Source organism: Demequina salsinemoris (assembly GCF_000974805.1).
GTDB classification, from domain to species: domain Bacteria; phylum Actinomycetota; class Actinomycetes; order Actinomycetales; family Demequinaceae; genus Demequina; species Demequina salsinemoris.
The window spans coordinates 596,246-616,182 of the sequence record NZ_BBQZ01000001.1; the positions used below are offsets into that span (position 1 = coordinate 596,246).

General features: G+C 69.7%; 21 protein-coding genes. 16 read left to right on the top strand and 5 right to left on the bottom strand.

Features of this window, described 5'->3' with window-relative positions:
- Complete coding sequence (locus AOP78_RS14960; protein WP_152659373.1) at positions 1–915, bottom strand: endonuclease domain-containing protein; 915 nt, start codon at positions 913–915, stop codon at positions 1–3.
- A 211-nt stretch (positions 916–1,126) separates the two neighbouring features.
- On the opposite strand from AOP78_RS14960, the gene AOP78_RS02745 reads away from it, so the two are divergent.
- The 5 genes from AOP78_RS02745 to AOP78_RS02765 all read left to right on the top strand — a co-directional run bounded on the left by AOP78_RS02745 (position 1,127) and on the right by AOP78_RS02765 (position 7,156).
- Complete coding sequence (locus AOP78_RS02745; protein WP_152659374.1) at positions 1,127–2,092, top strand: FUSC family protein; 966 nt, start codon at positions 1,127–1,129, stop codon at positions 2,090–2,092.
- Positions 2,093–2,102: 10 nt separating this feature from the next.
- Complete coding sequence (locus AOP78_RS02750) at positions 2,103–2,720, top strand: GNAT family N-acetyltransferase (protein WP_062201230.1); 618 nt, start codon at positions 2,103–2,105, stop codon at positions 2,718–2,720.
- Positions 2,721–2,830: 110 nt separating this feature from the next.
- Complete coding sequence (locus tag AOP78_RS02755) at positions 2,831–3,439, top strand: TetR/AcrR family transcriptional regulator (RefSeq protein WP_152659375.1); 609 nt, start codon at positions 2,831–2,833, stop codon at positions 3,437–3,439.
- Between the two features lie 4 nt (positions 3,440–3,443).
- On the top strand, positions 3,444–5,174 hold the full coding sequence (locus AOP78_RS02760; protein ID WP_062201237.1) for an ABC transporter ATP-binding protein: 1,731 nt from the start codon (positions 3,444–3,446) through the stop codon (positions 5,172–5,174).
- Entirely contained in the window at positions 5,171–7,156 is a 1,986-nt protein-coding gene (locus tag AOP78_RS02765; RefSeq protein WP_083979725.1) for an ABC transporter ATP-binding protein, read from the top strand. Before AOP78_RS02760 ends, AOP78_RS02765 begins: the two co-directional genes overlap by 4 nt.
- Positions 7,157–7,267: 111 nt before the next feature.
- Here the strand turns inward: AOP78_RS02765 and AOP78_RS02770 are convergent, their stop codons facing one another.
- The 3 genes from AOP78_RS02770 to AOP78_RS02780 form a co-directional block, all read right to left on the bottom strand.
- Positions 7,268–8,314, bottom strand: a complete 1,047-nt coding sequence (locus tag AOP78_RS02770) for a DUF389 domain-containing protein (RefSeq protein ID WP_152659376.1) — start codon at positions 8,312–8,314, stop codon at positions 7,268–7,270.
- A gap of 85 nt (positions 8,315–8,399) precedes the next feature.
- A complete protein-coding gene (locus tag AOP78_RS02775) occupies positions 8,400–8,717 on the bottom strand; it encodes an SHOCT domain-containing protein (protein ID WP_062201238.1) in 318 nt (105 codons plus the stop codon).
- A 3-nt stretch (positions 8,718–8,720) separates the two neighbouring features.
- Positions 8,721–9,158, bottom strand: a complete 438-nt coding sequence (locus AOP78_RS02780) for a DUF6325 family protein (RefSeq protein WP_062201239.1) — start codon at positions 9,156–9,158, stop codon at positions 8,721–8,723.
- 289 nt (positions 9,159–9,447) lie between these two features.
- Between AOP78_RS02780 and rho the strand changes: the two genes are divergently transcribed.
- A complete protein-coding gene (gene rho / locus AOP78_RS02785) occupies positions 9,448–11,292 on the top strand; it encodes a transcription termination factor Rho (protein WP_062201240.1) in 1,845 nt (614 codons plus the stop codon).
- Positions 11,293–11,446: 154 nt separating this feature from the next.
- On the opposite strand, the gene AOP78_RS15165 is transcribed toward rho, so the two are convergent.
- Positions 11,447–12,010 (bottom strand): endonuclease domain-containing protein, encoded by a 564-nt coding sequence (locus AOP78_RS15165; RefSeq protein ID WP_160297584.1) that lies wholly within the window; start codon positions 12,008–12,010, stop codon positions 11,447–11,449.
- Between the two features lie 699 nt (positions 12,011–12,709).
- Between AOP78_RS15165 and rpmE the strand changes: the two genes are divergently transcribed.
- The 10 genes from rpmE to AOP78_RS02840 all read left to right on the top strand — a co-directional run bounded on the left by rpmE (position 12,710) and on the right by AOP78_RS02840 (position 19,911).
- Complete coding sequence (rpmE, locus tag AOP78_RS02795) at positions 12,710–12,916, top strand: 50S ribosomal protein L31 (RefSeq protein WP_062201244.1); 207 nt, start codon at positions 12,710–12,712, stop codon at positions 12,914–12,916.
- A 19-nt stretch (positions 12,917–12,935) separates the two neighbouring features.
- Positions 12,936–14,021 (top strand): peptide chain release factor 1, encoded by a 1,086-nt coding sequence (gene prfA, locus AOP78_RS02800; protein ID WP_062201248.1) that lies wholly within the window; start codon positions 12,936–12,938, stop codon positions 14,019–14,021.
- Positions 14,022–14,023: 2 nt separating this feature from the next.
- Positions 14,024–14,920 (top strand): peptide chain release factor N(5)-glutamine methyltransferase, encoded by an 897-nt coding sequence (prmC, locus tag AOP78_RS02805; RefSeq protein ID WP_062201253.1) that lies wholly within the window; start codon positions 14,024–14,026, stop codon positions 14,918–14,920.
- 29 nt (positions 14,921–14,949) lie between these two features.
- Complete coding sequence (locus AOP78_RS02810) at positions 14,950–15,666, top strand: L-threonylcarbamoyladenylate synthase (RefSeq protein ID WP_062201256.1); 717 nt, start codon at positions 14,950–14,952, stop codon at positions 15,664–15,666.
- Complete coding sequence (locus AOP78_RS02815; protein ID WP_083979729.1) at positions 15,663–16,955, top strand: MraY family glycosyltransferase; 1,293 nt, start codon at positions 15,663–15,665, stop codon at positions 16,953–16,955. Before AOP78_RS02810 ends, AOP78_RS02815 begins: the two co-directional genes overlap by 4 nt.
- Positions 16,952–17,383, top strand: coding sequence for a Cg1360 family ATP-synthase-associated protein (locus AOP78_RS02820; protein ID WP_062201259.1), 432 nt, complete (start codon positions 16,952–16,954; stop codon positions 17,381–17,383). The genes AOP78_RS02815 and AOP78_RS02820 overlap by 4 nt, the downstream gene beginning before the upstream one ends.
- A 75-nt stretch (positions 17,384–17,458) precedes the next feature.
- Positions 17,459–18,256 carry a F0F1 ATP synthase subunit A gene (gene atpB / locus AOP78_RS02825; RefSeq protein WP_062201265.1) on the top strand — a complete coding sequence of 266 codons (798 nt, stop codon included), beginning with the start codon at positions 17,459–17,461 and terminating at the stop codon, positions 18,254–18,256.
- A 39-nt stretch (positions 18,257–18,295) separates the two neighbouring features.
- Positions 18,296–18,529, top strand: coding sequence for an ATP synthase F0 subunit C (gene atpE / locus AOP78_RS02830; RefSeq protein WP_062201269.1), 234 nt, complete (start codon positions 18,296–18,298; stop codon positions 18,527–18,529).
- Between the two features lie 2 nt (positions 18,530–18,531).
- Positions 18,532–19,089, top strand: coding sequence for a F0F1 ATP synthase subunit B (locus tag AOP78_RS02835; RefSeq protein ID WP_066730227.1), 558 nt, complete (start codon positions 18,532–18,534; stop codon positions 19,087–19,089).
- Positions 19,090–19,092: 3 nt separating this feature from the next.
- Positions 19,093–19,911 carry a F0F1 ATP synthase subunit delta gene (locus AOP78_RS02840; RefSeq protein WP_062201272.1) on the top strand — a complete coding sequence of 273 codons (819 nt, stop codon included), beginning with the start codon at positions 19,093–19,095 and terminating at the stop codon, positions 19,909–19,911.
- Positions 19,912–19,937: the final 26 nt, after the last annotated feature.

Here is a 19,937-nt window from a genome sequence, read left to right on the forward strand (position 1 = left end):
TCACAGGTTCCTCTCAGTGTTGCCTGGGTGGCTAGACCGCGCGGCGAGCACGGCCCGAACTGTGGCCCTGCACCACTCCGGCCTGTTCATCACAGCGCTGTAGGGGAGCCGGATCGTCTGGATGGCGAGCGTAGCCAGGTCGGCGTCTCTCTCGTCATCTGATTCCCGCTGCTCGCCGGCAAGGTGGTATCTGCCGCCGTCCAGCTCGACATTTGTCCTGGTCCGAGGGTCATACATGTCGAGGGTCCGTCGCCGCCCGCGTGCGACCACGCGATGGCGGCGCAGGAAGCGTGTGAACTCGGGGCCCGCGAAGGTGCGCCTCAGCGCCTCGTACTCGAGGAAGCTGTCGGCGCCCTCGGTGAACCCTGCGAGCACGTCTGCGAGTCCAGCACGGTGACGGACTCGTGGCATGGAACGAGCGGCTGCGCCGATCTCATCGACGGTTGTCGCACGTCGCTGCAGGCTCGCGAGCACATCACCCGCCGGAGACTTGTTGCCTGGGTCGGTCCACGCGTGGATCGCGGCCCACGGCGGCAACGCGACCTCAATGCCGTGCCACTCCGCTGACGGAGTGCGGGTGGCAGGGCGGAATACGGCGGTGTCTGCGGGCACCTGTTCATGGCTTCCTGGGGGTGCGGAGACGCGCAGTCTCATTGGCGGGCGGTCGAGAACACCCCACGCGAACAGGGCCCCCGGGCCAGTGAGCACGCCGTGGGTAGCCGCAACTGCGGCGTGAGCCCGCACGATGAACGACTCGGCGTGCGCGGCGACCGCGAACCGTCCGGGACTGAGACGGGCAAGTTCGCGACGGGCGATGGCGCCGCGGACGCGCTCCGGACTCGTGATCGCCGCAAGCTCCGCCCGTGCGAACGAGCGAAGAGGCATCGTGGTGAGCCAGTCTGCATCGGTGTCCATGGGTGAAATCTCGTGCAACTCCCACTTGCGCTGGGCGACAGGGACGCCTTTGGTGGATTCACGAACACGGTGCGGAATCTGTGGACGAGACAGTGCCCTCCGACGACACGGAGAGGAATGTGCGGGCACAGGGCGGAGGATCGGCCGGATCGGGTTGGCGCGAGGGCATGAACCCTGGTGGCGCGGGTTGTCCTCGCGCTAGCGTCGGAGCATGTCCCGCGTCGCTGCCTGGATTCCCCCGATGAAGGTGATGCGCCTCGTCGTCGTGCTCGTGAGCGTCCTGGTGGCGATCGCGCTCATCGGCCTGTGGTGGGGAGGCGCCAACGCGGCGACCGCGTCCGCGCTCGGGGCGGTCTCGGTTCTGATCCTCGCGCTCAAGCAGCCCCCGTGGTGGCACACCGCGGCGCTCGGCGCGGTCACGGCGGCGGGGGCATCGGCGGCGACGGTGGTCGCCGGGTCGGCCTGGGGGCTGGGCCTCGTCGTCGGCGCGACGGTGCTCGCGACGACACCGCTCGTGCTGCGACACGGCGCGATCGTGTCGAGCACCCCGGTGGTCGTGGCCCTCGCGGGCATGGAGGCCTCGTCGATCGGCCCCGTGGCAGCAGCGGCGGGCATCATCGCGGCAGCGCTCCTCATGGTGCTCGCGGTCGCGCTGCTCGGCCTTGCGATGCCGTTGCCTCCCGCGCCCGAGCGCGCGGTGCTGCTCGCCTACGTCGGTGTGCTCGCGGTGGGTTCGGGTCTCGCCGTGGGGATCGTGTCGGCGATGGGGGTGTCGCACGGCTACTGGGTGGTCATCGCTCTGACGGCGGTGCTGGTGCCGGTCGCGGGTGAGACCACCCGGAAGGCGCGGGGGCGGATCGTCGGCACCGTGGCCGGCGCGATCGTCGCGTCCGGGCTCGCTCTCGTGCTTCCCGGTCCGGCTGCGGCGGTGGTCGCCGCGCTGAGCCTGCTGGTCGGCGTCGCGTGGTCGGTGATGGGGGACCAGGCGCGGGGTGCGGGGTTGACTGCCGTCGCGATCGTGCTGCTCTCGGCGGCGGGCGCGACCGCGGCCGCGTGGGAGGTCGCCGGCGAGCGCGCGATGCTCACGCTCGCGGGAGGCGTCTTCGCGGCGGTCCTGGGCCTCGCGTTCGCGCGGTTCGACCGGCGTGAGGAGGCCGAGGAGCTCGCTCGCGAGTAGCGTCTGCCTCGTGGGCATCCGGCCGGTCTCCGACGGCGATCACGCACAGATCGCGCGCATCTGCCTGCTCACCGGGCGGCAGGGGGAGGATGCGACGGGCGTCTTCTGCGACGACACCGTGCTGTCGGACGTCTACGCGACGCCGTACCTTCACGGTCCAGGTGGGTTCTGCCTGGTGTGGGAGGCGGACGGTGCGGCAGGGGAGGCGGAGGCACGCGGCTACGTGCTCGGCACCTCGGACACCGAGTCGTTTCAGCGTTGGTTCGTGGAGGAGTGGTGGCCCGAGCGGGCGCCGCTGCATCAGCCGTGCCACGTTCCGGACGCCTGGCTGCTGTCCGCGGCGGCGGATCCCGAGCGGATGCTCGTGCCGCGGCTCGGCGAGTTCCCCGCGCACCTGCACATCGACCTCCTCCCGGACCAGCAGGGCAGGGGAGCAGGCCGCGCGCTCATCGAGGCCGCGTGCGGTCTGCTCACGATGAGGGACGTGCCCGGGGTGCACCTCGTGGCGGAGACCGCGAACGAGAACGCTCAGGCCTTCTACCCGCGTGTGGGCTTCGACGCGGTGGCCAGGGACGATGCGACGGTCACCTGGGGGCGCAGGCTGACGGACCTTCGATTTGCGAAGTGAGTGCTCACTCACTTAGTGTGAGCGGGTAGACGGCCTCAGGGCCGAGGGTGTTGCGACGGGGCGACGCGGCGCCGCGCCGCGCCGACCGGCAGGAAGGCGAGGTGAGCGGTGTGAACGACGCGTCAGCCCGGACCCCGACGTCGGGCCGTGCCCCTCGCATGTCGCCCGAGGCCCGCCGAGCCCAGATCCTCGACGCGGCGCTCCCGCTCGTCCTCGAGCGCGGCGGCGAGGTGACTACGCGCGAGATCGCCGACGCTGCCGGGATCGCCGAGGGCACGATCTTCCGGGTGTTCGACGACAAGAACGCTCTCATCGACGCCATGGTCGACAGGGTCATGGATCCGGCGGTGACGCTCGAGGCGCTCGACCACGTCGATCCGGAGGCGGCGCTCGCGGACAAGGTCGCTCAGATCGTGGCGCTCCTCCACGACCGCGTGAAGCGCGTCGTGTCCCTCATGACCGCGCTCGGACCGCGCGACCACGCGCGTCACCACGGCAAGGACGAGGGGCGAGGCCCGCTGGGGGAGGCCACGGGCGTCGTCGAGTCGCTCCTGGCGCCCCACGCGGACGAGCTTCGCGTCGATCCCGCGACAGCAGTCGACTATCTGCGCATCCTGGTGTTCGGGACCTCGATGCCGTTCATCCGTTCGGCCCGAGAGATCTCGGCCGACGAGCTCACGGACTTCATCCTCCGTGGGATCTCCCGGGAAGGGGAATGAGTACATGCTCTGGAAGCTGCTGAAGCAGTCGATACGGCCGTACCTGGGCCTGCTGACGGGAGTGATCCTGTTCCAGCTCGCCCAGTCGATCGCCAACCTGTACCTGCCGAGCCTCAACGCCGACATCATCGACAACGGCGTGGCCGTCGGGGACCTCGACCACATCTACAGCGTCGGCGGGATCATGCTCGCGCTGACGCTCGTGCAGGTGGCGTGCGCGATCAGCGCGACGTACTTCGGCGCGAAGCTCGCCATGCGCGTGGGCCGCGACCTGCGCCGCCGCATCTTCATGAGGGCCGGCGAGTTCTCCGAGGCCGAGGTCCAGCGATTCGGCGCGCCGTCGCTCATCACCCGCACGTCGAACGACGTCCAGCAGGTCCAGATGCTCGTGGTCATGGGCGCGACCATGCTGGTCAGCGCTCCCTTCATGGCGATCGGCGGCATCATCATGGCCGTCCACCAGGACGCGGGCCTGTCCTGGATCATGGTGGTCGCGATCCCCGTGCTGCTGATCGCGGTGATGGCGATCGTGACGCGCATGGTGCCGCATTTCCAGCGCATGCAGAAGCGCATCGACCGCGTGAACCAGGTGCTGCGCGAGCAGCTCACCGGCATCCGCGTCGTCCGCGCATTCGTGCGTGAGCCGGTCGAGACAAGGCGGTTCGCCGGCGCCAACGACGATGTCACCGAGTCCGCGCTCAAGGCCGGACGCCTCATGGCGGGCATGTTCCCGCTCGTGTTCGTGGTCCTGAACCTCAGCTCGGTCGCGGTGATCTGGTTCGGAGCGGACCGCGTGAACAGCGGCCAGATGGAGGTCGGCGCGCTCACCGCCTTCCTCACCTACCTCATCCAGATCCTCATGTCGGTGATGATGGCGACCTTCCTGTTCGTCATGCTGCCCCGCGCGACCGTGTCCGCGGACCGCATCGGCGAGGTGCTCGAGACGGAGTCGACAGTCGTGGAGCGGGACGATGCGGTGTCGGACTTCCCGACCCCGGGCGAGCTCGTCTTCGACGGCGTCGACTTCAAGTACCCGGGCGCGGAGCAGCCGGTCCTCGGCGGCATCACCTTCGTCGCCGAGCCCGGCACGACGACCGCGGTCATCGGCTCGACGGGCGCGGGCAAGTCGACGCTCGTCGGGCTCGTCCCGCGCCTCTACGACGCGACGGTCGGCACGGTGCGCGTGTCCGGCGTCGACGTGCGCGAGGCCGGGCTCGAGGCACTGTGGTCCAGGCTCGGCATCGTCCCGCAGCGGCCCTACCTGTTCTCCGGGACGGTCGCCTCGAACCTCCGCTACGGCGCGCCCGACGCGACTGACGAGGAGCTGTGGCACGCGCTCGAGGTGGCGCAGGGCGCCGACTTCGTGCGCGCGATGCCCGACGGGCTCGACACCGAGGTCGCGCAGGGCGGCACGTCCGTGTCCGGAGGTCAGCGACAGCGCCTCGCGATCGCGAGAGCCCTGGTGAGGAAGCCCGACATCCTCGTCTTCGACGACTCGTTCTCGGCGCTCGACACCGCGACGGACGCCAAGCTCAGGGCGGCGCTCGCGAAGGAGTTCGCCGACACCACGGTGCTCGTCGTCGCGCAGCGCGTGTCGTCGATCGTCGACGCCGACCAGATCCTCGTCCTCGAGGACGGGCGGATCATCGACCGCGGCACGCACTCCGAGCTCCTCGAGAGCTCGGAGACCTACCAGGAGATCGTCAGCACGCAGCTGCGAGTGGAGGCGGCATGAGCACCGAGACCAGGAACCGTCCCCCGCAGCGCCGGGGCGGCCCCGGCCCGATGGGCCACATGGGCGGCGGCGCTCCCGCCGAGAAGGCGAACGACTTCAAGGGATCCCTGCGGCGCGTCGCCGGGATGCTCAGCCCCGAGAAGGGCCTCGTCTACTTCGTGATCTTCCTCGGCGCGGCCTCCGTCGCGCTCAACGTCATGGGGCCCAAGATCCTGGGCAACGCGACGACCCTCGTCTTCGAGGGGCTCATGGGCGGCACTGGCGTCGACTTCGACCGCATCCACACGATCCTGACCTGGCTGATCGTCATCTACCTGTGCGCGGCGGCGCTCCAGTTCATCCAGGGCTACATCCTCAACGGCATCACGCAGCGCACCGTGTACCGCCTGCGCGAGCAGGTCGAGGCCAAGATCCACCGCCTGCCGCTCAGCTACGTTGACCGCCACCAGCGCGGCGAGCTGCTGTCGCGCGTGACCAACGACATCGACAACGTGTCGCAGACGCTCCAGCAGACGCTCAGCCAGCTGTTCACGTCGCTGCTCACCGTGGTCGGCGTGCTCGCGATGATGATCTACATCTCGCCGTGGCTCGCGCTCGTCGCGATCGTCTCGATCCCGCTCACGCTCGGCATCGTCATGCAGGTCGCGAAGCGCTCGCAGCCGAAGTTCGTCGAGCAGTGGAAGTACACGGGCGAGCTCAACGGTCAGATCGAGGAGGGCTACACGGGCCACGCGCTCGTCAAGGTCTTCGGCCGCCAGAAGGAGACGCAGGAGGAGTTCGCGCGCAAGAACGAGGAGCTGTACGAGGCGAGCTTCGGCGCGCAGTTCATCTCCGGCATCATCATGCCGTCGACGATGTTCGTCGGGAACCTGGTGTACGTGGCCGTCGCCGTCGTCGGTGGCGTCATGGTCACGAACGGCTCGCTGCCGCTGGGCGATGTCCAGGCCTTCATCCAGTACTCGCGACAGTTCCAGCAGCCGCTCACGCAGCTCGGGTCGATGGCCAACCTGCTCCAGTCGGGCGTGGCGAGCGCCGAGCGCGTGTTCGAGCTGCTCGACGCGGACGAGCAGAGCCCCGACGAGGACCCCGCGCTGTCGCCCGACGACAACCACGGGCGCCTCGTGTTCGAGGACGTCACGTTCCGCTACGTCGAGGACAAGCCGCTGATCGACAACCTGGACCTCACGGTCGAGCCGGGACGCACGGTCGCGATCGTCGGGCCCACGGGTGCCGGCAAGACGACGCTCGTGAACCTCATCATGCGGTTCTACGAGCTGAACGGCGGCCGCATCACGCTCGACGGCGTGGACATCGCGAAGATGACCCGCGACGACCTGCGCTCGCGCACCGGCATGGTGCTCCAGGACGCATGGCTGTTCGGCGGCACGATCCGCGACAACATCGCGTACGGGCGCGAGGGAGCGACCGAGGAGGAGATCCTCGACGCCGCCAAGGCCGCCTACGTGGACCGATTCGTGCACTCGCTGCCCGACGGCTATGACACGGTGCTCGACGACGACGCGACCAACGTGTCGGTCGGCGAGCGGCAGCTCATCACGATCGCCCGCGCGTTCGTGTCGCAGCCGCAGGTGCTGATCCTCGACGAGGCCACGAGCTCCGTCGACACCCGCACCGAGCTGCTCGTGCAGCACGCGATGGAGAAGCTGCGCCGCGACCGCACGGCCTTCGTCATCGCGCACCGCCTGTCCACCATCCGCGACGCCGACCTCATCCTGGTGATGGAGAACGGCTCGATCGTCGAGAAGGGCAGCCACGACGAGCTGCTCACGCTCAAGGGAGCCTACGCACGCCTGTACGAGGCGCAGTTCTCCGCGCCGATCGAGGATGTCGAGCCCCCGATCGACCCGATCAACCCCGAGACCGGCGAGCTCGCGACCGTGTTCGACGACGCGTCGGTGCCGCACCCGGAAGCGCCGCAGCACGCGGGCGAGGACCTGGACGATCCCGACGTCGACCGCTGAGCCGGTGACCAGGGACGCCGACGACGCGTGAGGCCCCGCCCCGATCGCAAGGTCGAGGCGGGGCCTCACGCGTTCCCGGCCCCCGCATCGTCCGGGTGCCGGGGCGCACCGCTAGAACGAGTCGCGCGCGCCGTCCGAGTCGAACGTGTAGGACGGCACGAACTCGAGGATGATCGTGTCGACGTCGAGCCCCGCGTCGGCCATGGCCGCGTAGACCGCGTCCACGTCCGGCAGCGGGGGAGTGCCCTTGACCAGCACGTGCACCATGCTGTTCTCCCGGGCGGTGACGGAGACGATCGTCCACTTGGAGTCGGCCGCGACGGCCTCCACGTACTGGCGGATCTGCGTGATCCGCGAGTTGTTCTGGATCGCGTGCGCCGTGGACCACGTGAGGGGACCGCTCACGACGAGCACGAGCGCGGCCATCGTCAGGTAGGTGCGCGCGCGGCGGCGGCGCTCCGCCTCCTTGTCCTCGGACGCCTCGAGCCTGAGCCGCGAGTACCCGAAGACGCCCATGATGAGCGCCCCTGTCGCGAGGATCGCGGCGACGTTCGTGCTGAACAGCAGCACCGCGCCGAAGGCCTGGGCGGGCTCGCCTGACTCGAGCGCGAGCCCCGCCGCGCACAGCGGCGGGACCAGGGAGATGGCGATCGCCACGCCGGGCAGGGTGTCGGAGATGTCGGAGCGGATCAGCGCGATCGAGCCGACGACGCCGACGGCGAGCGCCGCGAACAGATCGATGAGCCCCGGGGAGACGCGTCCCGCGATCTGCGCGTTGGTCTCCGCGGTCATCGGGGACTGCACGAGGAGCCCGAGCACGAAGCCGACGCCGAACGCCGCGGTCGCGCCGGCGATCATGATGACGACTGATCGGACCAGGTTGCGATGGTCGCCGAGGACCGTGGCCAGCATCGTCCCCTGGATGGGGCGCATCAACGGGGCCACGATCATCGCGCCGATGACGGTCGCCGTCGAGTCCGCGGCGATGCCCGCCGTGGCGATCGCGCTCGCGAGCAGCAGGAGAAGCCAGAAGCGCGTATGCATCGCGCGCACCTTGGCCGTCTCGCCGTCGAAGAACACGGCGTCCCGCATGTAATGGACGGTGTTGAGCCGCCCCGACCACTTCGTCTCACGCACCTGCTCGGCCCACGCGGTCATCGCGCCCCTCCGCGCCGGGACGCCTTCGTGGCGTCCCTCTCACGCGCGAGAATCAGCGTACTGCCACTGCCGCCGCGCGGGCGGGTCAGCCGAGCAGCTTGGCCTTCGCCGCAGCGAACTCCGCATCGTCGAGCAGCCCTGCCGACCTCATCTCCCCGAGCTTGGCCAGCTGGGTCATCATGTCGTCGCCGCCGGACGATGCCGCGGTCACCTGGGGTGCAGGCGCGGCCGCCTGCACGGGCTGGGCCTGCACGGGCTGCGCGTAGACCGGTGCGGCGCTCTGGCGCGCACGGTTCGCCTGCCGGCGCGCCACGTTGCCGGACACCGCTGTCGCGGTGCCCGAGATGACGGCGGTCCGTGCCATGGTCCCGATCAGTCCGGGACGTCCTCCACGCATCGGCATGTCCTACTCCTCACCTTCCGCCGCGGCGACCGCCGCGAGCACCTCGTCAGCCACGACGCCCGGGATGCGCATCGTGTCGAGCAGCACGCCGCCGGCGCCGGTGATGGCGTCGCGCAGCGGCACGACCCACGTGTGCTCGAAGCACAGGATCGCGGCGGCCGCTCCGGGCGGCAGCTCATCGACGAGCTCGTCCACGTCCTCGTCGGAGATCAGGCCGTCGATCTCGGAGACGATGCGGTGCAGGTCGGCGAGCGCCTCGTCGGGGGCCTCCTCGAGCTCGACGATGGTCGCGACGCCTTCGTCGTCCTTGCGGGCCAGCACCACGTCGACGATGCGGATGGTGCCGGTGCCGACGAGCCGCTCGAGCTCCGGGAGGATCGAGCCGTCGAACGTCCCGTGCTCGAAGCCGATGACGACGATCTCGATGGGTCCGAGTCCCATGACGTTCCCCTATCCGGGACGCTCTTCGCGGCATCCCCCTGTCTGCGAGGCTAGGACGCGCGGAGCGCGCCAGCAACAGATGTCGGACACGCAGGGGACAGAGTGATTGTGTGGGCCCGAAGTGGGTGCTAACCTGAGCGTGCTTCCCCCGGATCGGCGCGTATCGCCCCGGCGGACAGCAATCCACGTGTGAGGCGTCCGTCCTTCGTTGACGCATCCGTGTACGTACCCGCGTGGATCGTCTCGCACTCCCTGAGCCAAGCGTGCTCGTGCGAGGGAAGGAAAGTTTGTGACCGACACGACGACGGCCAGCGACAACACCGCGGCCCTCTCTGCGATGAAGCTTCCCCAGCTTCAGGCGCTCGCAGCCGAGCTCGGGGTCTCCGGTACCGCGCGCATGCGCAAGTCGGACCTCGTCGAGGCCATCCGCAACGGCGGCGTGGTGCCTGCCAAGGCCGAGAAGAAGGCCCCGGCCAAGAGCTCGGACGCCCCGACCTCCGAGGCCAAGGACGACGCGCCTAAGAAGACCTCCTCGCGCCGCGCGACCGCGAAGGCGGGCTCGCCCAAGGCCGAGGGTGACGCCCCCGCGAAGGACAGCGCGCAGCCGAAGGGCGAGTCGCCGTCCAAGGAGCAGGCGATCGCCGAGCTCAAGCTCGACCTGCCGACCCGCGACGCGGCCCCCGCATCGTCCGGCGACGCCGGCTCGGAGAGCGCCGACGAGCGCGCCCGCCGCGCCAAGGAGGCCGTCTCGCTCGCGGCCGGCAGCGAGGCCGAGGGCGGCGAGCGCCGCCAGCAGGGCGGCAACGGCGGCGGCAACCGCAACCAGCAGAACAACCAGGACGACGACGGCGAGCGCGGCAACCGCAGGCGCCGCGGCCGTGGACGTGGACGTGGCCGTGGTCGCGACCGCGAGGGCGGCGAGGTCAACGAGGGCGGAGGCAACGCCCCGCGTCAGCAGCAGGACGAGGACGCCCCGCGCGAGGGTGAGGAGATCACCCCGGTCGGCGGCATCGTCGACGTCCTCGACAGCTACGCGTTCATCCGCACCACCGGCTACCTTCCCGGCAAGGCCGACGTCTACGTCTCGCAGAACCAGGTCCGCAAGTACGGCCTGCGCCGCGGTGACGCCGTCGCCGGAACCGCGCGTCCGCCCCGCCCGGGCGAGCGCGGCCAGCGCCAGAAGTTCTCGGCGCTCGCGTCGATCACCCAGGTGAACGGCCAGACGCCCGAGGAGGCGAAGGGCCGTCCCGTGTTCGGCGACCTCACGCCGCTGTACCCGCAGCAGCGCCTGCACCTCGAGACCGAGCCGCGGAACATGACGAACCGCGTGATCGACCTCGTCGCGCCGATCGGCAAGGGCCAGCGAGGCCTCATCGTCTCGCCGCCCAAGGCCGGTAAGACCCTCGTGCTGCAGTCGATCGCCAATGCGATCTCCACGAACAACCCCGAGGTCCACCTCATGGTCGTGCTCGTCGACGAGCGCCCCGAGGAGGTCACGGACATGCAGCGCACGGTGCGCGGCGAGGTCATCGCCTCGACGTTCGACCGTCCCGCGTCCGACCACACGGCCGTCGCCGAGCTCGCGATCGAGCGCGCCAAGCGCCTGACCGAGATGGGCCAGGACGTCGTCGTGCTGCTCGACTCGATCACCCGCCTGGGCCGCGCGTACAACATCGCCGCCCCCGCGTCGGGCCGCATCCTCTCCGGTGGTGTCGACTCGTCGGCGCTCTACCCCCCGAAGCGCTTCTTCGGCGCCGCGCGCAACATCGAGCACGGCGGCTCCCTGACCATCCTGGCGACCGCGCTGGTCGAGACCGGCTCGAAGGCCGACGAGGTCATCTTCGAGGAGTTCAAGGGCACCGGAAACATGGAGCTCAAGCTCTCCCGCACGCTCGCCGACCGCCGCATCTTCCCGGCCGTCGACGTCAACGCGTCGGGCACGCGCCGCGAGGAGATCCTCATGAGCGCCGAGGAGCTGAAGATCATGTGGAAGCTGCGTCGCGTGCTCACCGCGCTCGAGCAGCAGCAGGCCATCGAGCTCCTCCTGGGCAAGCTCAAGGAGAACAAGACCAACACCGAGTTCCTCATGCAGGTCGCGAAGACCACGCCGGGGGCGGAGGACCACGAGAAGTAGCGCGTGGCGCGAGACGGGCCCCGGGAGCGAAGCTCCCGGGGCCCGTCTGCTTTCCCGGCCTCGGCTCCTCGCCCGGCCCCCGCATCGTCCCTGTCCGCGCCTTCCTCAGCGCCGTGGTGGGAACTGAGTGCTGGAAGTCGCGCAGATCCTGCGCTCACTTCCCACCGGGGCGCGTGAGCCTACCCGCGACCACGGTCAAGAGCCTCTCTCGGCACCACTCGGGCCGGTCGACGATGTCCCACCAGCCGAATCGCACGACCACGAAGCCCGCCGCGGCGAGGTCCGTCTGGCGGTTGCGATCCGCATCGCGGGCCGTGCGGGTGGAGTGGTAGATGTCGCCGTCCAGTTCGACGATCACCATCGCGCGCCGATGCAGCATGTCGACAGTGGGCCTCCGGGTGGGGAGCACGACCTCCGTCTGCCACTCGAACTCGGAGAACCTCGCGCCGGTGAAGACCTCATGCTTCGCGCGCACCTCGAGCGGCGAGGTCGCGCCCTCGGCGAACCACCCGAGCACGCGTTCCAGGTCCCGCCGACCGGAGACCCGCGGCGCGCGGTCGAGCTCTCGCTTCAGCTGTCGCCAGGTGCAGGCGCGGGCCCAGAGCGCCTCCCACAGCACCGCGCGCCGCTCGGCAGGCGCGGTGCATCTCCACGCGTCGAGCAGGGCGAGCTCCGGTACGACGCAGTTCACTCCGTCCGGTCCGCCGGAGGCTGTCACGGGTGCGCCTTGAACGCACGTCACCCACTCGGGGACCTGGGGTCGGTATCCCTTGGCCACGCGAAGATGGCATTGCGCGGGTGCTGGGAGGGAGTGCTGGTAGAGGTGGAGCGCAAGCGGGCCCGTCACGAGACCAGCCGGGTGCCACAAGTTCACCGCCTCGCCTCTCACCCGCGCCACGGCCCAGTTGTCCCGGCCGCAGTAGACCCCTGGCAGGATCCTGATGGCGGCGCCGGAACTGACTGCGTTCTCCAGTGCGGTCCTCGTTCCGAGGGTCAGGAGATCCGCGCGGCTGAACGCATGCGCATTCGCCGCCAGGAAGTCCGGCAGGGAAGCGCTGAGACGGACGAGTCCTGGAATCGCTCTCATGGTCCCCACCTCAGCCCCTGAGGGCTGCCGCGGCACTCATTGCGGGAGATTCTGTGGATGCAGGGGGATGGGCCTTGGGGTGGGGAGAGGACGATGGGTGTCCTAGTGGGAACTGGCTGCCGAAAACGCGACAGATCCTGCACTCAGTTCCCACCAGCGAGCGGGGCGGGAGCGGGGACACGGACGATGCAGGGGTAGGGCGCGCGGATTCGCCGCCCCTTGACAGGCATGGCAGAATAGTCCGTTGGCTCGGTCCATGAACCGGGTCCATGGCCTCCGGTTCACCGAAGCGAGATACGCAAGGACCCGGGAGCACATCTAAGGGAGATCATGAAGAAGGACATCCACCCCGAGTACGTGGCCACCACTGTCACGTGCACCTGCGGTAACACGTTCGAGACCAAGTCCACCGAGAAGGCCGGCACCATCAGTGTCGAGGTCTGCTCCGCCTGCCACCCGTTCTACACGGGCAAGCAGAAGATCATGGACACCGGTGGCCGTGTGGCCCGCTTCGAGAAGCGTTACGGCAAGAAGTAAGCCGGAAGCCCGCGACGACGTGGCCGAAGCCTTCGCAGCAGTCCAGCCCCTGCTGGACGAGTACACCGACATCGAGAATCAGCTCGCCGACCCCTCCGTTCATGCGGACGCGGGACGCGCGCGCACGCTCGGGCGTCGGTTCGCGGAGCTCGGCCGCGTCGTCGCGGCGCATCGCATCTGGAAGGCGGCCACCGACGACCTCGAGGCCGCCCAGGAGATGGCTGAGCTCGACCCCGAGCTCGCCGCAGAGGTCCCCGCGATGGAGCAGGCGGTCGAGGACGCGACCGAGACGCTCCGCCGCATCCTGATCCCGCGCGACCCCGACGACGCGCGCGACGTGATCATGGAGATCAAGTCCGGCGAGGGCGGCGAGGAGTCCGCGCTGTTCGCCGGCGACCTGCTGAAGATGTACCTCAAGTTCGCCGAGCACCAGGGCTGGAAGACGCAGATCCTCGAGGCCAACGAGACGGACATGGGCGGCTACAAGGACCTGTCGGTCGCGATCAAGGCCCCCGGCAGCGTCGACCCCGAGAACGGCGTGTGGGCGCACCTCAAGTACGAGGGCGGCGTCCACCGCGTCCAGCGCGTGCCCGCGACCGAGTCGCAGGGCCGCATCCACACCTCCGCCGCCGGCGTGCTCGTGTACCCCGAGGCCGAGGAGGTCGAGGACCTCGAGCTCGACATGAACGAGGTCCGCGTCGACGTCTACCGCTCGTCCGGCCCCGGCGGCCAGTCCGTCAACACGACCGACTCCGCCGTCCGCCTCACGCACCTGCCCACCGGCATCGTCGTGAGCTGCCAGAACGAGAAGAGCCAGCTCCAGAACAAGGAGTCGGCGATGCGCATCCTGCGCGCCCGCCTGCTCGCCGCCCAGAAGGAGGCGGCCGAGGCCGAGGCCCAGGACATGCGCAAGTCGCAGGTGCGCACCGTGGACCGCTCGGAGCGCATCCGCACCTACAACTTCCCCGAGAACCGGATCGCGGACCACCGCACCGGTTACAAGGCGTACAACCTCGACCACGTCCTCGGCGGCGATCTCGGCCCGGTCATCCAGTCCGCGATCGACGCCGATGAGGCCGCCCGCCTCGCCGCGCACGAGGACTGATCATGCCCACCGTGGGCGCGCGCCTGCGCGAGATCTCGCGCCGCCTCGCCGACGCCGGCGTCCCGTCGCCCCAGCACGATGCGGTCGTCCTCATGGCGCACACCTTCGGCTGGACGATGGCCGAGGTGCGCACGGCCGCCGCGCGTGACGACGAATGGACCGAGGATCCGCTCGACCACGACACGCTCGAGGCGCGGGTCACGCGCCGCGAGCAGCGCGAACCGCTCCAGCACATCACCGGCAAGGCGCCGTTCAGGAACCTCGAGCTCCAGGTGGGGCAGGGCGTCTTCGTCCCGCGCCCCGAGACCGAGGTCGTCGTCCAGGCCGCCCTGGACCTGGCCCGCGAGGCGAAGCCCGGCCGCGACGGCATCGTCCGCGTGATCGACCTGTGCGCCGGGTCGGGCGCCATCGGCCTGTCGATCGCGTCCGAGATGGACGATGCGCAGGTCGCCTTGGTCGAGGCGAGCGACGAGGCGAACGTCTACCTGCGTCTCAACACGCAGATGCTGCCGCCGGACGTGCGACGGAGGGTCCGTCCGATCCTCGGCGACGCGCGCGCGTGCATGCACCACTTCGACCGCTGCGCCCAGGTGGTCGTCAGCAACCCTCCGTACATCCCGCCGGGCGCGGTGCCGCGCGACCAGGAGGTGCGTGACTACGACCCGCCGCGGGCCCTCTACGGGCTCGGCGAGGATGGGCTCGAGGTGCCGCGCGCGATCATCGACGAGGCTGCTCGCCTGCTCGACCTGGGCGGCTGGCTCGTGATGGAGCACGGCGAGCTCCAGGGCGAGGCGCTGCGCGAGTACGCCGCCAGCTCGCAGTTCTGGGGCGACGTCCACACGCGCCAGGACCTCACGGGGCGCGACCGCATGCTCGTCGCCCGCCGCGTCGACGTCTGACTCCTCGCAGGTCTGAGACACTTGGGCTCATGATCTACCCGTGCTCCGACCCTCAGACCTGGGGGCCGTCGCTGGACGCCGCCGTCCACGCCGTCGAACGCGGCCAGGTGGTCGTGCTCCCGACCGACACCGTCTACGGCGTCGGCGCCGACGCCTTCCAGCCCGATGCAGTCGCCGCGGTCCTCGCGGCCAAGGGCCGCGGACGCCAGATGCCGCCTCCCGTGCTGATCCCCGACGTCCGCACGGTCGACGGGCTCGCGATCGACGTGCCCGAGCCCGCGCGCGCCCTCATGGACGCGTTCTGGCCGGGCGCGCTGACCGTCATCGTGATGGCGCAGCCGTCGCTCGCGTGGGACCTGGGGGACACTCACGGCACCGTCGCGCTGCGCATGCCCGATCACGACGCCGCCCTCGCGCTGCTGCGTCGCACCGGCCCGCTGGCCGTCACCAGCGCCAACCTCACCGGATCACCCGCGGCGACCACCGTCGCGGACGCCGAGCGCCAGCTCGGCGAGTCCGTCGCCGTGTACCTCGACGCGGGCGACAGCCCGCTCGGCCAGGCCTCCACGATCGTCGACGCGACCAACACGGCCGGCCTGCGCATCGTCCGGGCCGGGGGAGTGACCCGCGAGGCGATCATCGACGTCGTCGGCGAGGACGCGCTGCTGCGGTCCCCGGGCGCCGACCCCGCCGCGGCCGATCAGGAGCCCTCGGCCGACCCGTCACCGGAGGCCGACCCCGAGTGAAGGTCTACCTCACGCTGCTGCTCGTCTCCGCGCTGGTGGCGTACGCCGCCACCCCCGCGATGCGCCACCTCGCGCTTCGCGTCGGCGCGGTCACGGCCGTGCGCAAGCGTGACGTCCACTCGACCCCGACGGCACGCCTCGGAGGAGTCGCGATCTTCCTCGGGATCGCCGGCGGGATCGTGCTGTCCAGCACCATCCCGTTCCTGGACCCCGTGTTCGAGGCGAGCCACGCGCCCTGGGGAGTGCTCGCAGGCGCCGCGCTCGTGTGCGCGCTCGGCTTCGCGGACGACGTGTGGGACCTCGACTGGATGGCCAAGCTCGCGGGACAGATCCTCGCGGCGCTGCTCATGGCATGGGGCGGCGTGCAGCTCGTGACGGTGCCGATCGGCGGCCTCACGATCGGCAGCTCGTATCTCTCGCTGTCGGCGACCGTGCTGGTCGTCGTCGTCGCGATCAACGCGGTGAACTTCGTCGACGGCCTCGACGGTCTCGCCGCGGGCATGATCGCGATCGGCGGGCTCGCCTTCTTCACCTACACCTACCTGCTCGCGCGGTCGGCGACGCCCGGGGACTACTCCTCGATCGCGAGCCTCATCCTCGCCGTGCTCGTCGGCGCGAGCCTGGGCTTCCTGCCGCACAACATGAACCCCGCGCGCATCTTCATGGGGGACTCGGGCTCGATGGTGCTCGGCCTCACGATCGCCGCCGCCGCGATCGTGGTCACGGGGCAGATCGACCCGACCGTCGTGTCCGACCGCGAGAGCATCCCCGCCTTCATCCCGATCCTGCTGCCGCTCATGGTGGTCGCCGTGCCGCTGATCGACATGGGCGCGGCCGTCATCCGGCGCACCCTGCGAGGGCAGTCGCCGTTCACCCCCGACGCGCACCACCTGCATCACCTGCTGCTTCGCGCGGGTCACAGCCATCGCTGGGCGGTCGCGGTGCTGTACCTGTGGACGGCCGTGCTGTCTTTCGGCACGGTGTCCACGGTGTTCCTCCCGACGCCCAAGGCGATCGCCGTCGTGCTGTCCGGGATCATGCTCGCCGGCCTCATCACGTTCTCGCCAGGGCTGAGGATCGCCAGCTCCCGTGCCTGGCGATCGGCGGGCGCAGGAGTGGCGCCGATCAGGCATCGCGCGACGCCCGAGGGCAAGGTCGAGGTGATCCCGCGAGGACAGCGCCCCGGCGACGAGCAGTACGACGACGACGACCGCTCCGGAGACGACCAGGAGCCGCATGAGTACGCCGAGGCCCCCGTGGCGGGCCCGACGAAGGAGGACGACCGATGAGAGCCCATGAACGCGTATTCCTCAACGGACTGAGGTGGTCGGCGGCCGCGATCATCCTGATCGGCGTCATCGGCGCCGTGGTGGGCTGGTTCACCGCGGGGGCGGCGGGCATGTGGTCCGCGATCGGCGGATTCGCCGCCGCAGCCGTCTTCGGCCTCGGCACCCAGGCCGTCGCGTACCTCACCGTGCGCCGCCAGCCCGTGGTGTGGGTCGCCGCCGTGGGGTTCTCCACGATGATCAAGATCATCCTCGTGATGGTCGCCGCCGCGCTCGCGCAAGGCATCGATTCTCTCGTGAAGCCCGCGTTCGGCGCGGTGCTTGTGCTGGGCGCCGTGTCCGCCGTCGTGGTCGACGTCGTCGTGTTCGCGAGAGGGCGGATCCCCTATGTCGAACCCGGCGCGACGACGCCCGGCGATGGGGTAGGCTAAACGCGTTTCCGACCGGCGCTGGCGTGACTCCAGCCTGGTCCGGACCAAGGAGGGTGTGCTCTGAACTACGTGTCGATGAACCTCGTTGCGACTGAAAGCAGCGACGGGTTCCACGCGCCGTCCATCTCGGACTTCTACCCGGACGCCCTCTTCGGCGACGGGACGTTCTACGAGTTCAACCGCATCCTGCTGGTGCGCGTCATCGCCACGATCGCCCTGCTGGTGATCATGGGCCTCGTCGCCAAGCGCGCCAAGGTCGTCCCGGGCCGCGGTCAGAGCATCGTCGAGATGATCCTCGAGTACCTGCGCGAGAACGTCGTCTACGGCGTGCTCGGCGAGGCCGTGGGGAAGAAGTACGACAAGCTCCTCATCACGACGTTCTTCACGATCTTCGCGTTCAACATCACGGGAACGATCCCCGGCCTCAACATCGCCTCCACGGGTCTCATCGGCGTGACCCTCGTGCTCGCGGTGATCGTCTGGGTCGTCTATCTCACCTCGGGCATCATGAAGCACGGCTTCGTGGGCTACTGGAAGGTGTCGCTGTTCCCCTCGGGCGCGGCGCTGGCCGTCAAGCCGCTGATCGCGCTCGTCGACCTCCTCCAGATCGTGCTGATCCGCCCGGCCACGCTGGCGCTGCGACTCACGATCAACATGATCGTCGGCCACCTGCTGCTCGCGCTGACCTACTCGGCGACCCAGTACTTCTGGGTCGAGGCAGCCTCCAACTGGAACATCCTGTACGGATTCATCACCTTCTTCGGCATCTTCTTCATGACCGCATTGGAGATCTTCGTCGCCGTGCTTCAGGCGTTCATCTTCGTCATGCTGTCAGCGGTGTACATCAACATGGCTGTGTCGGAGGACCACTAACCGTTCGGGGGACCCTCCGAACGAACGAAAGGAATCACCATGGCAGACGTCACGACGCTTGCTGAGATCACGGGAAACATGAACACCGTGGGATACGGCCTCGCAGCGATCGGCCCGGCCATCGGCCTGGGCATCCTGATGGGCAAGGTCGTCGAGGGCACCGCGCGTCAGCCCGAGATGGCCGGTCGCCTCCAGGGCATCATGTGGATCGGCATCGGTCTGATCGAGGTGCTGGCCCTTATCGGTATCGCCACCCCGTTCTTCCTCCCGTGATTGTGACTCCGCAGGCAATCGCGATTCTCGCGGCCGCGGAGGAGGAGACTCACAACCCCCTCATCCCCGAGCCGTTCGAGATCTTCTGGTCCCTGATCCCGCTCGCGGTCGTCTTCTTCGTCTTCTTCAGGTACATCATGCCGAAGCTCGGCACTGTGCTTGACGAGCGCGCTGCGCTCATCGAGGGCGGCATCTCGAAGGCGGAGAAGGCTCAGGCCGAGGCTGCGGCTGCGCTTGAGGAGTACACGGCGCAGCTCACCGAGGCACGGGCCGAGGCCGCACGCATCCGTGAGGACGCGCGCGCCGAGGCTCAGCAGATCCTTGTGGAGACCCGTGACAAGGCGTCGCACGAGGCGGACCGCATCGTCGCGACCGCGAACAAGCAGATCGAGGCGGAGCGCCAGCAGGCGATTGTCTCGCTGCGCGGCGACGTCGGCGTGCTCGCCACCGAGCTCGCCTCGAAGATCGTGGGCGAGTCGCTCGCCGACGACGCACGTCAGCAGCGGGTCATCGACTCGTTCCTCGACGAGCTCGAGGCGAACGTGAAGGCGGAGGGCTAGCGGATGCGAGGCACGAGCGAGGCTTCACGGAAGGCGGTGCTGAAGGCCTTCGGGCCCGTGGCGAGCGCGTCCGGTGCCGACGGCATGAAGCTGGGCCGCGAGCTGTTCGTCGTGGTCGACGCGCTGGACGGCTCCGCCTCGCTGCGGCGTGCGCTCACCGACCCGGCTCGTGACGCCGACGCCAAGGCGGCGCTCGTGAAGCACCTCTTCGGTGGCCTCGACTCCCGTGTCACCGACGTGGTCGCGGACTTCGCGGCTCGCCGCTGGTCCGAGGACCTGGACCTCAGGGTCGCGGTCGAGGAGGCGGGCGTCGAGGCGATGCTCGCCGCGGCGCAGAACGCCGGCGTGATCGAGACCGTCGAGGAGGAGCTCTTCCAGGTGCAGCGCCTGCTCGAGGGCGAGCGCGACCTGCTGGTCGCGCTGTCGAACCGCTCGGTCTCGCGCGAGATCCGCCTCGAGCTGCTGGAGGGCGTCCTCAAAGGCCGTCTGAACGAGGTGACCCATGCGCTGCTTCGTCGGGCCGTCGAGAAGGTCCGCGGCCAGCGCCTGATCACCACGATCAAGTTGCTGGTGCAGGCGGCAGCGGACCGACGCGGCCGGCTGCTCGCGTCGGTGGTCTCCGCCGTCGAGCTCAGCGCCGCGCAGCGGACACGGCTCGTCACGATCCTGCAGTCCGCCTACGGGCACGAGATCCAGCTCAACGTCGCCGTCGACCCCGAGGTGCTCGGCGGCATCAAGGTTCAGGTCGGGACGGAGGTCGTGGACGGAACCGTCCTCGCCCGCCTCGACGAAGCACGACGACGACTCGTCAGCCAGCGCTGACACGACTAACCCGCATACGACGCGGA

Bases quoted from the DNA above. Each gene is read 5' to 3' on its own strand.
- AOP78_RS02780 (WP_062201239.1), bottom strand. From the start codon at position 9,158: ATGGGACTCGGACCCATCGAGATCGTCGTCATCGGCTTCGAGCACGGG.
- AOP78_RS02820 (WP_062201259.1), top strand. From the start codon at position 16,952: ATGAGAGCCCATGAACGCGTATTCCTCAACGGACTGAGGTGGTCGGCG.
- AOP78_RS02745 (WP_152659374.1), top strand. From the start codon at position 1,127: ATGTCCCGCGTCGCTGCCTGGATTCCCCCGATGAAGGTGATGCGCCTC.
- prmC (WP_062201253.1), top strand. From the start codon at position 14,024: ATGCCCACCGTGGGCGCGCGCCTGCGCGAGATCTCGCGCCGCCTCGCC.
- rpmE (WP_062201244.1), top strand. From the start codon at position 12,710: ATGAAGAAGGACATCCACCCCGAGTACGTGGCCACCACTGTCACGTGC.
- AOP78_RS02840 (WP_062201272.1), top strand. From the start codon at position 19,093: ATGCGAGGCACGAGCGAGGCTTCACGGAAGGCGGTGCTGAAGGCCTTC.
- atpB (WP_062201265.1), top strand. From the start codon at position 17,459: ATGAACCTCGTTGCGACTGAAAGCAGCGACGGGTTCCACGCGCCGTCC.
- AOP78_RS02770 (WP_152659376.1), bottom strand. From the start codon at position 8,314: ATGACCGCGTGGGCCGAGCAGGTGCGTGAGACGAAGTGGTCGGGGCGG.
- AOP78_RS02810 (WP_062201256.1), top strand. From the start codon at position 14,950: ATGATCTACCCGTGCTCCGACCCTCAGACCTGGGGGCCGTCGCTGGAC.
- atpE (WP_062201269.1), top strand. From the start codon at position 18,296: ATGGCAGACGTCACGACGCTTGCTGAGATCACGGGAAACATGAACACC.
- AOP78_RS02760 (WP_062201237.1), top strand. From the start codon at position 3,444: ATGCTCTGGAAGCTGCTGAAGCAGTCGATACGGCCGTACCTGGGCCTG.
- AOP78_RS02765 (WP_083979725.1), top strand. From the start codon at position 5,171: ATGAGCACCGAGACCAGGAACCGTCCCCCGCAGCGCCGGGGCGGCCCC.
- AOP78_RS14960 (WP_152659373.1), bottom strand. From the start codon at position 915: ATGGACACCGATGCAGACTGGCTCACCACGATGCCTCTTCGCTCGTTC.
- AOP78_RS02775 (WP_062201238.1), bottom strand. From the start codon at position 8,717: ATGCCGATGCGTGGAGGACGTCCCGGACTGATCGGGACCATGGCACGG.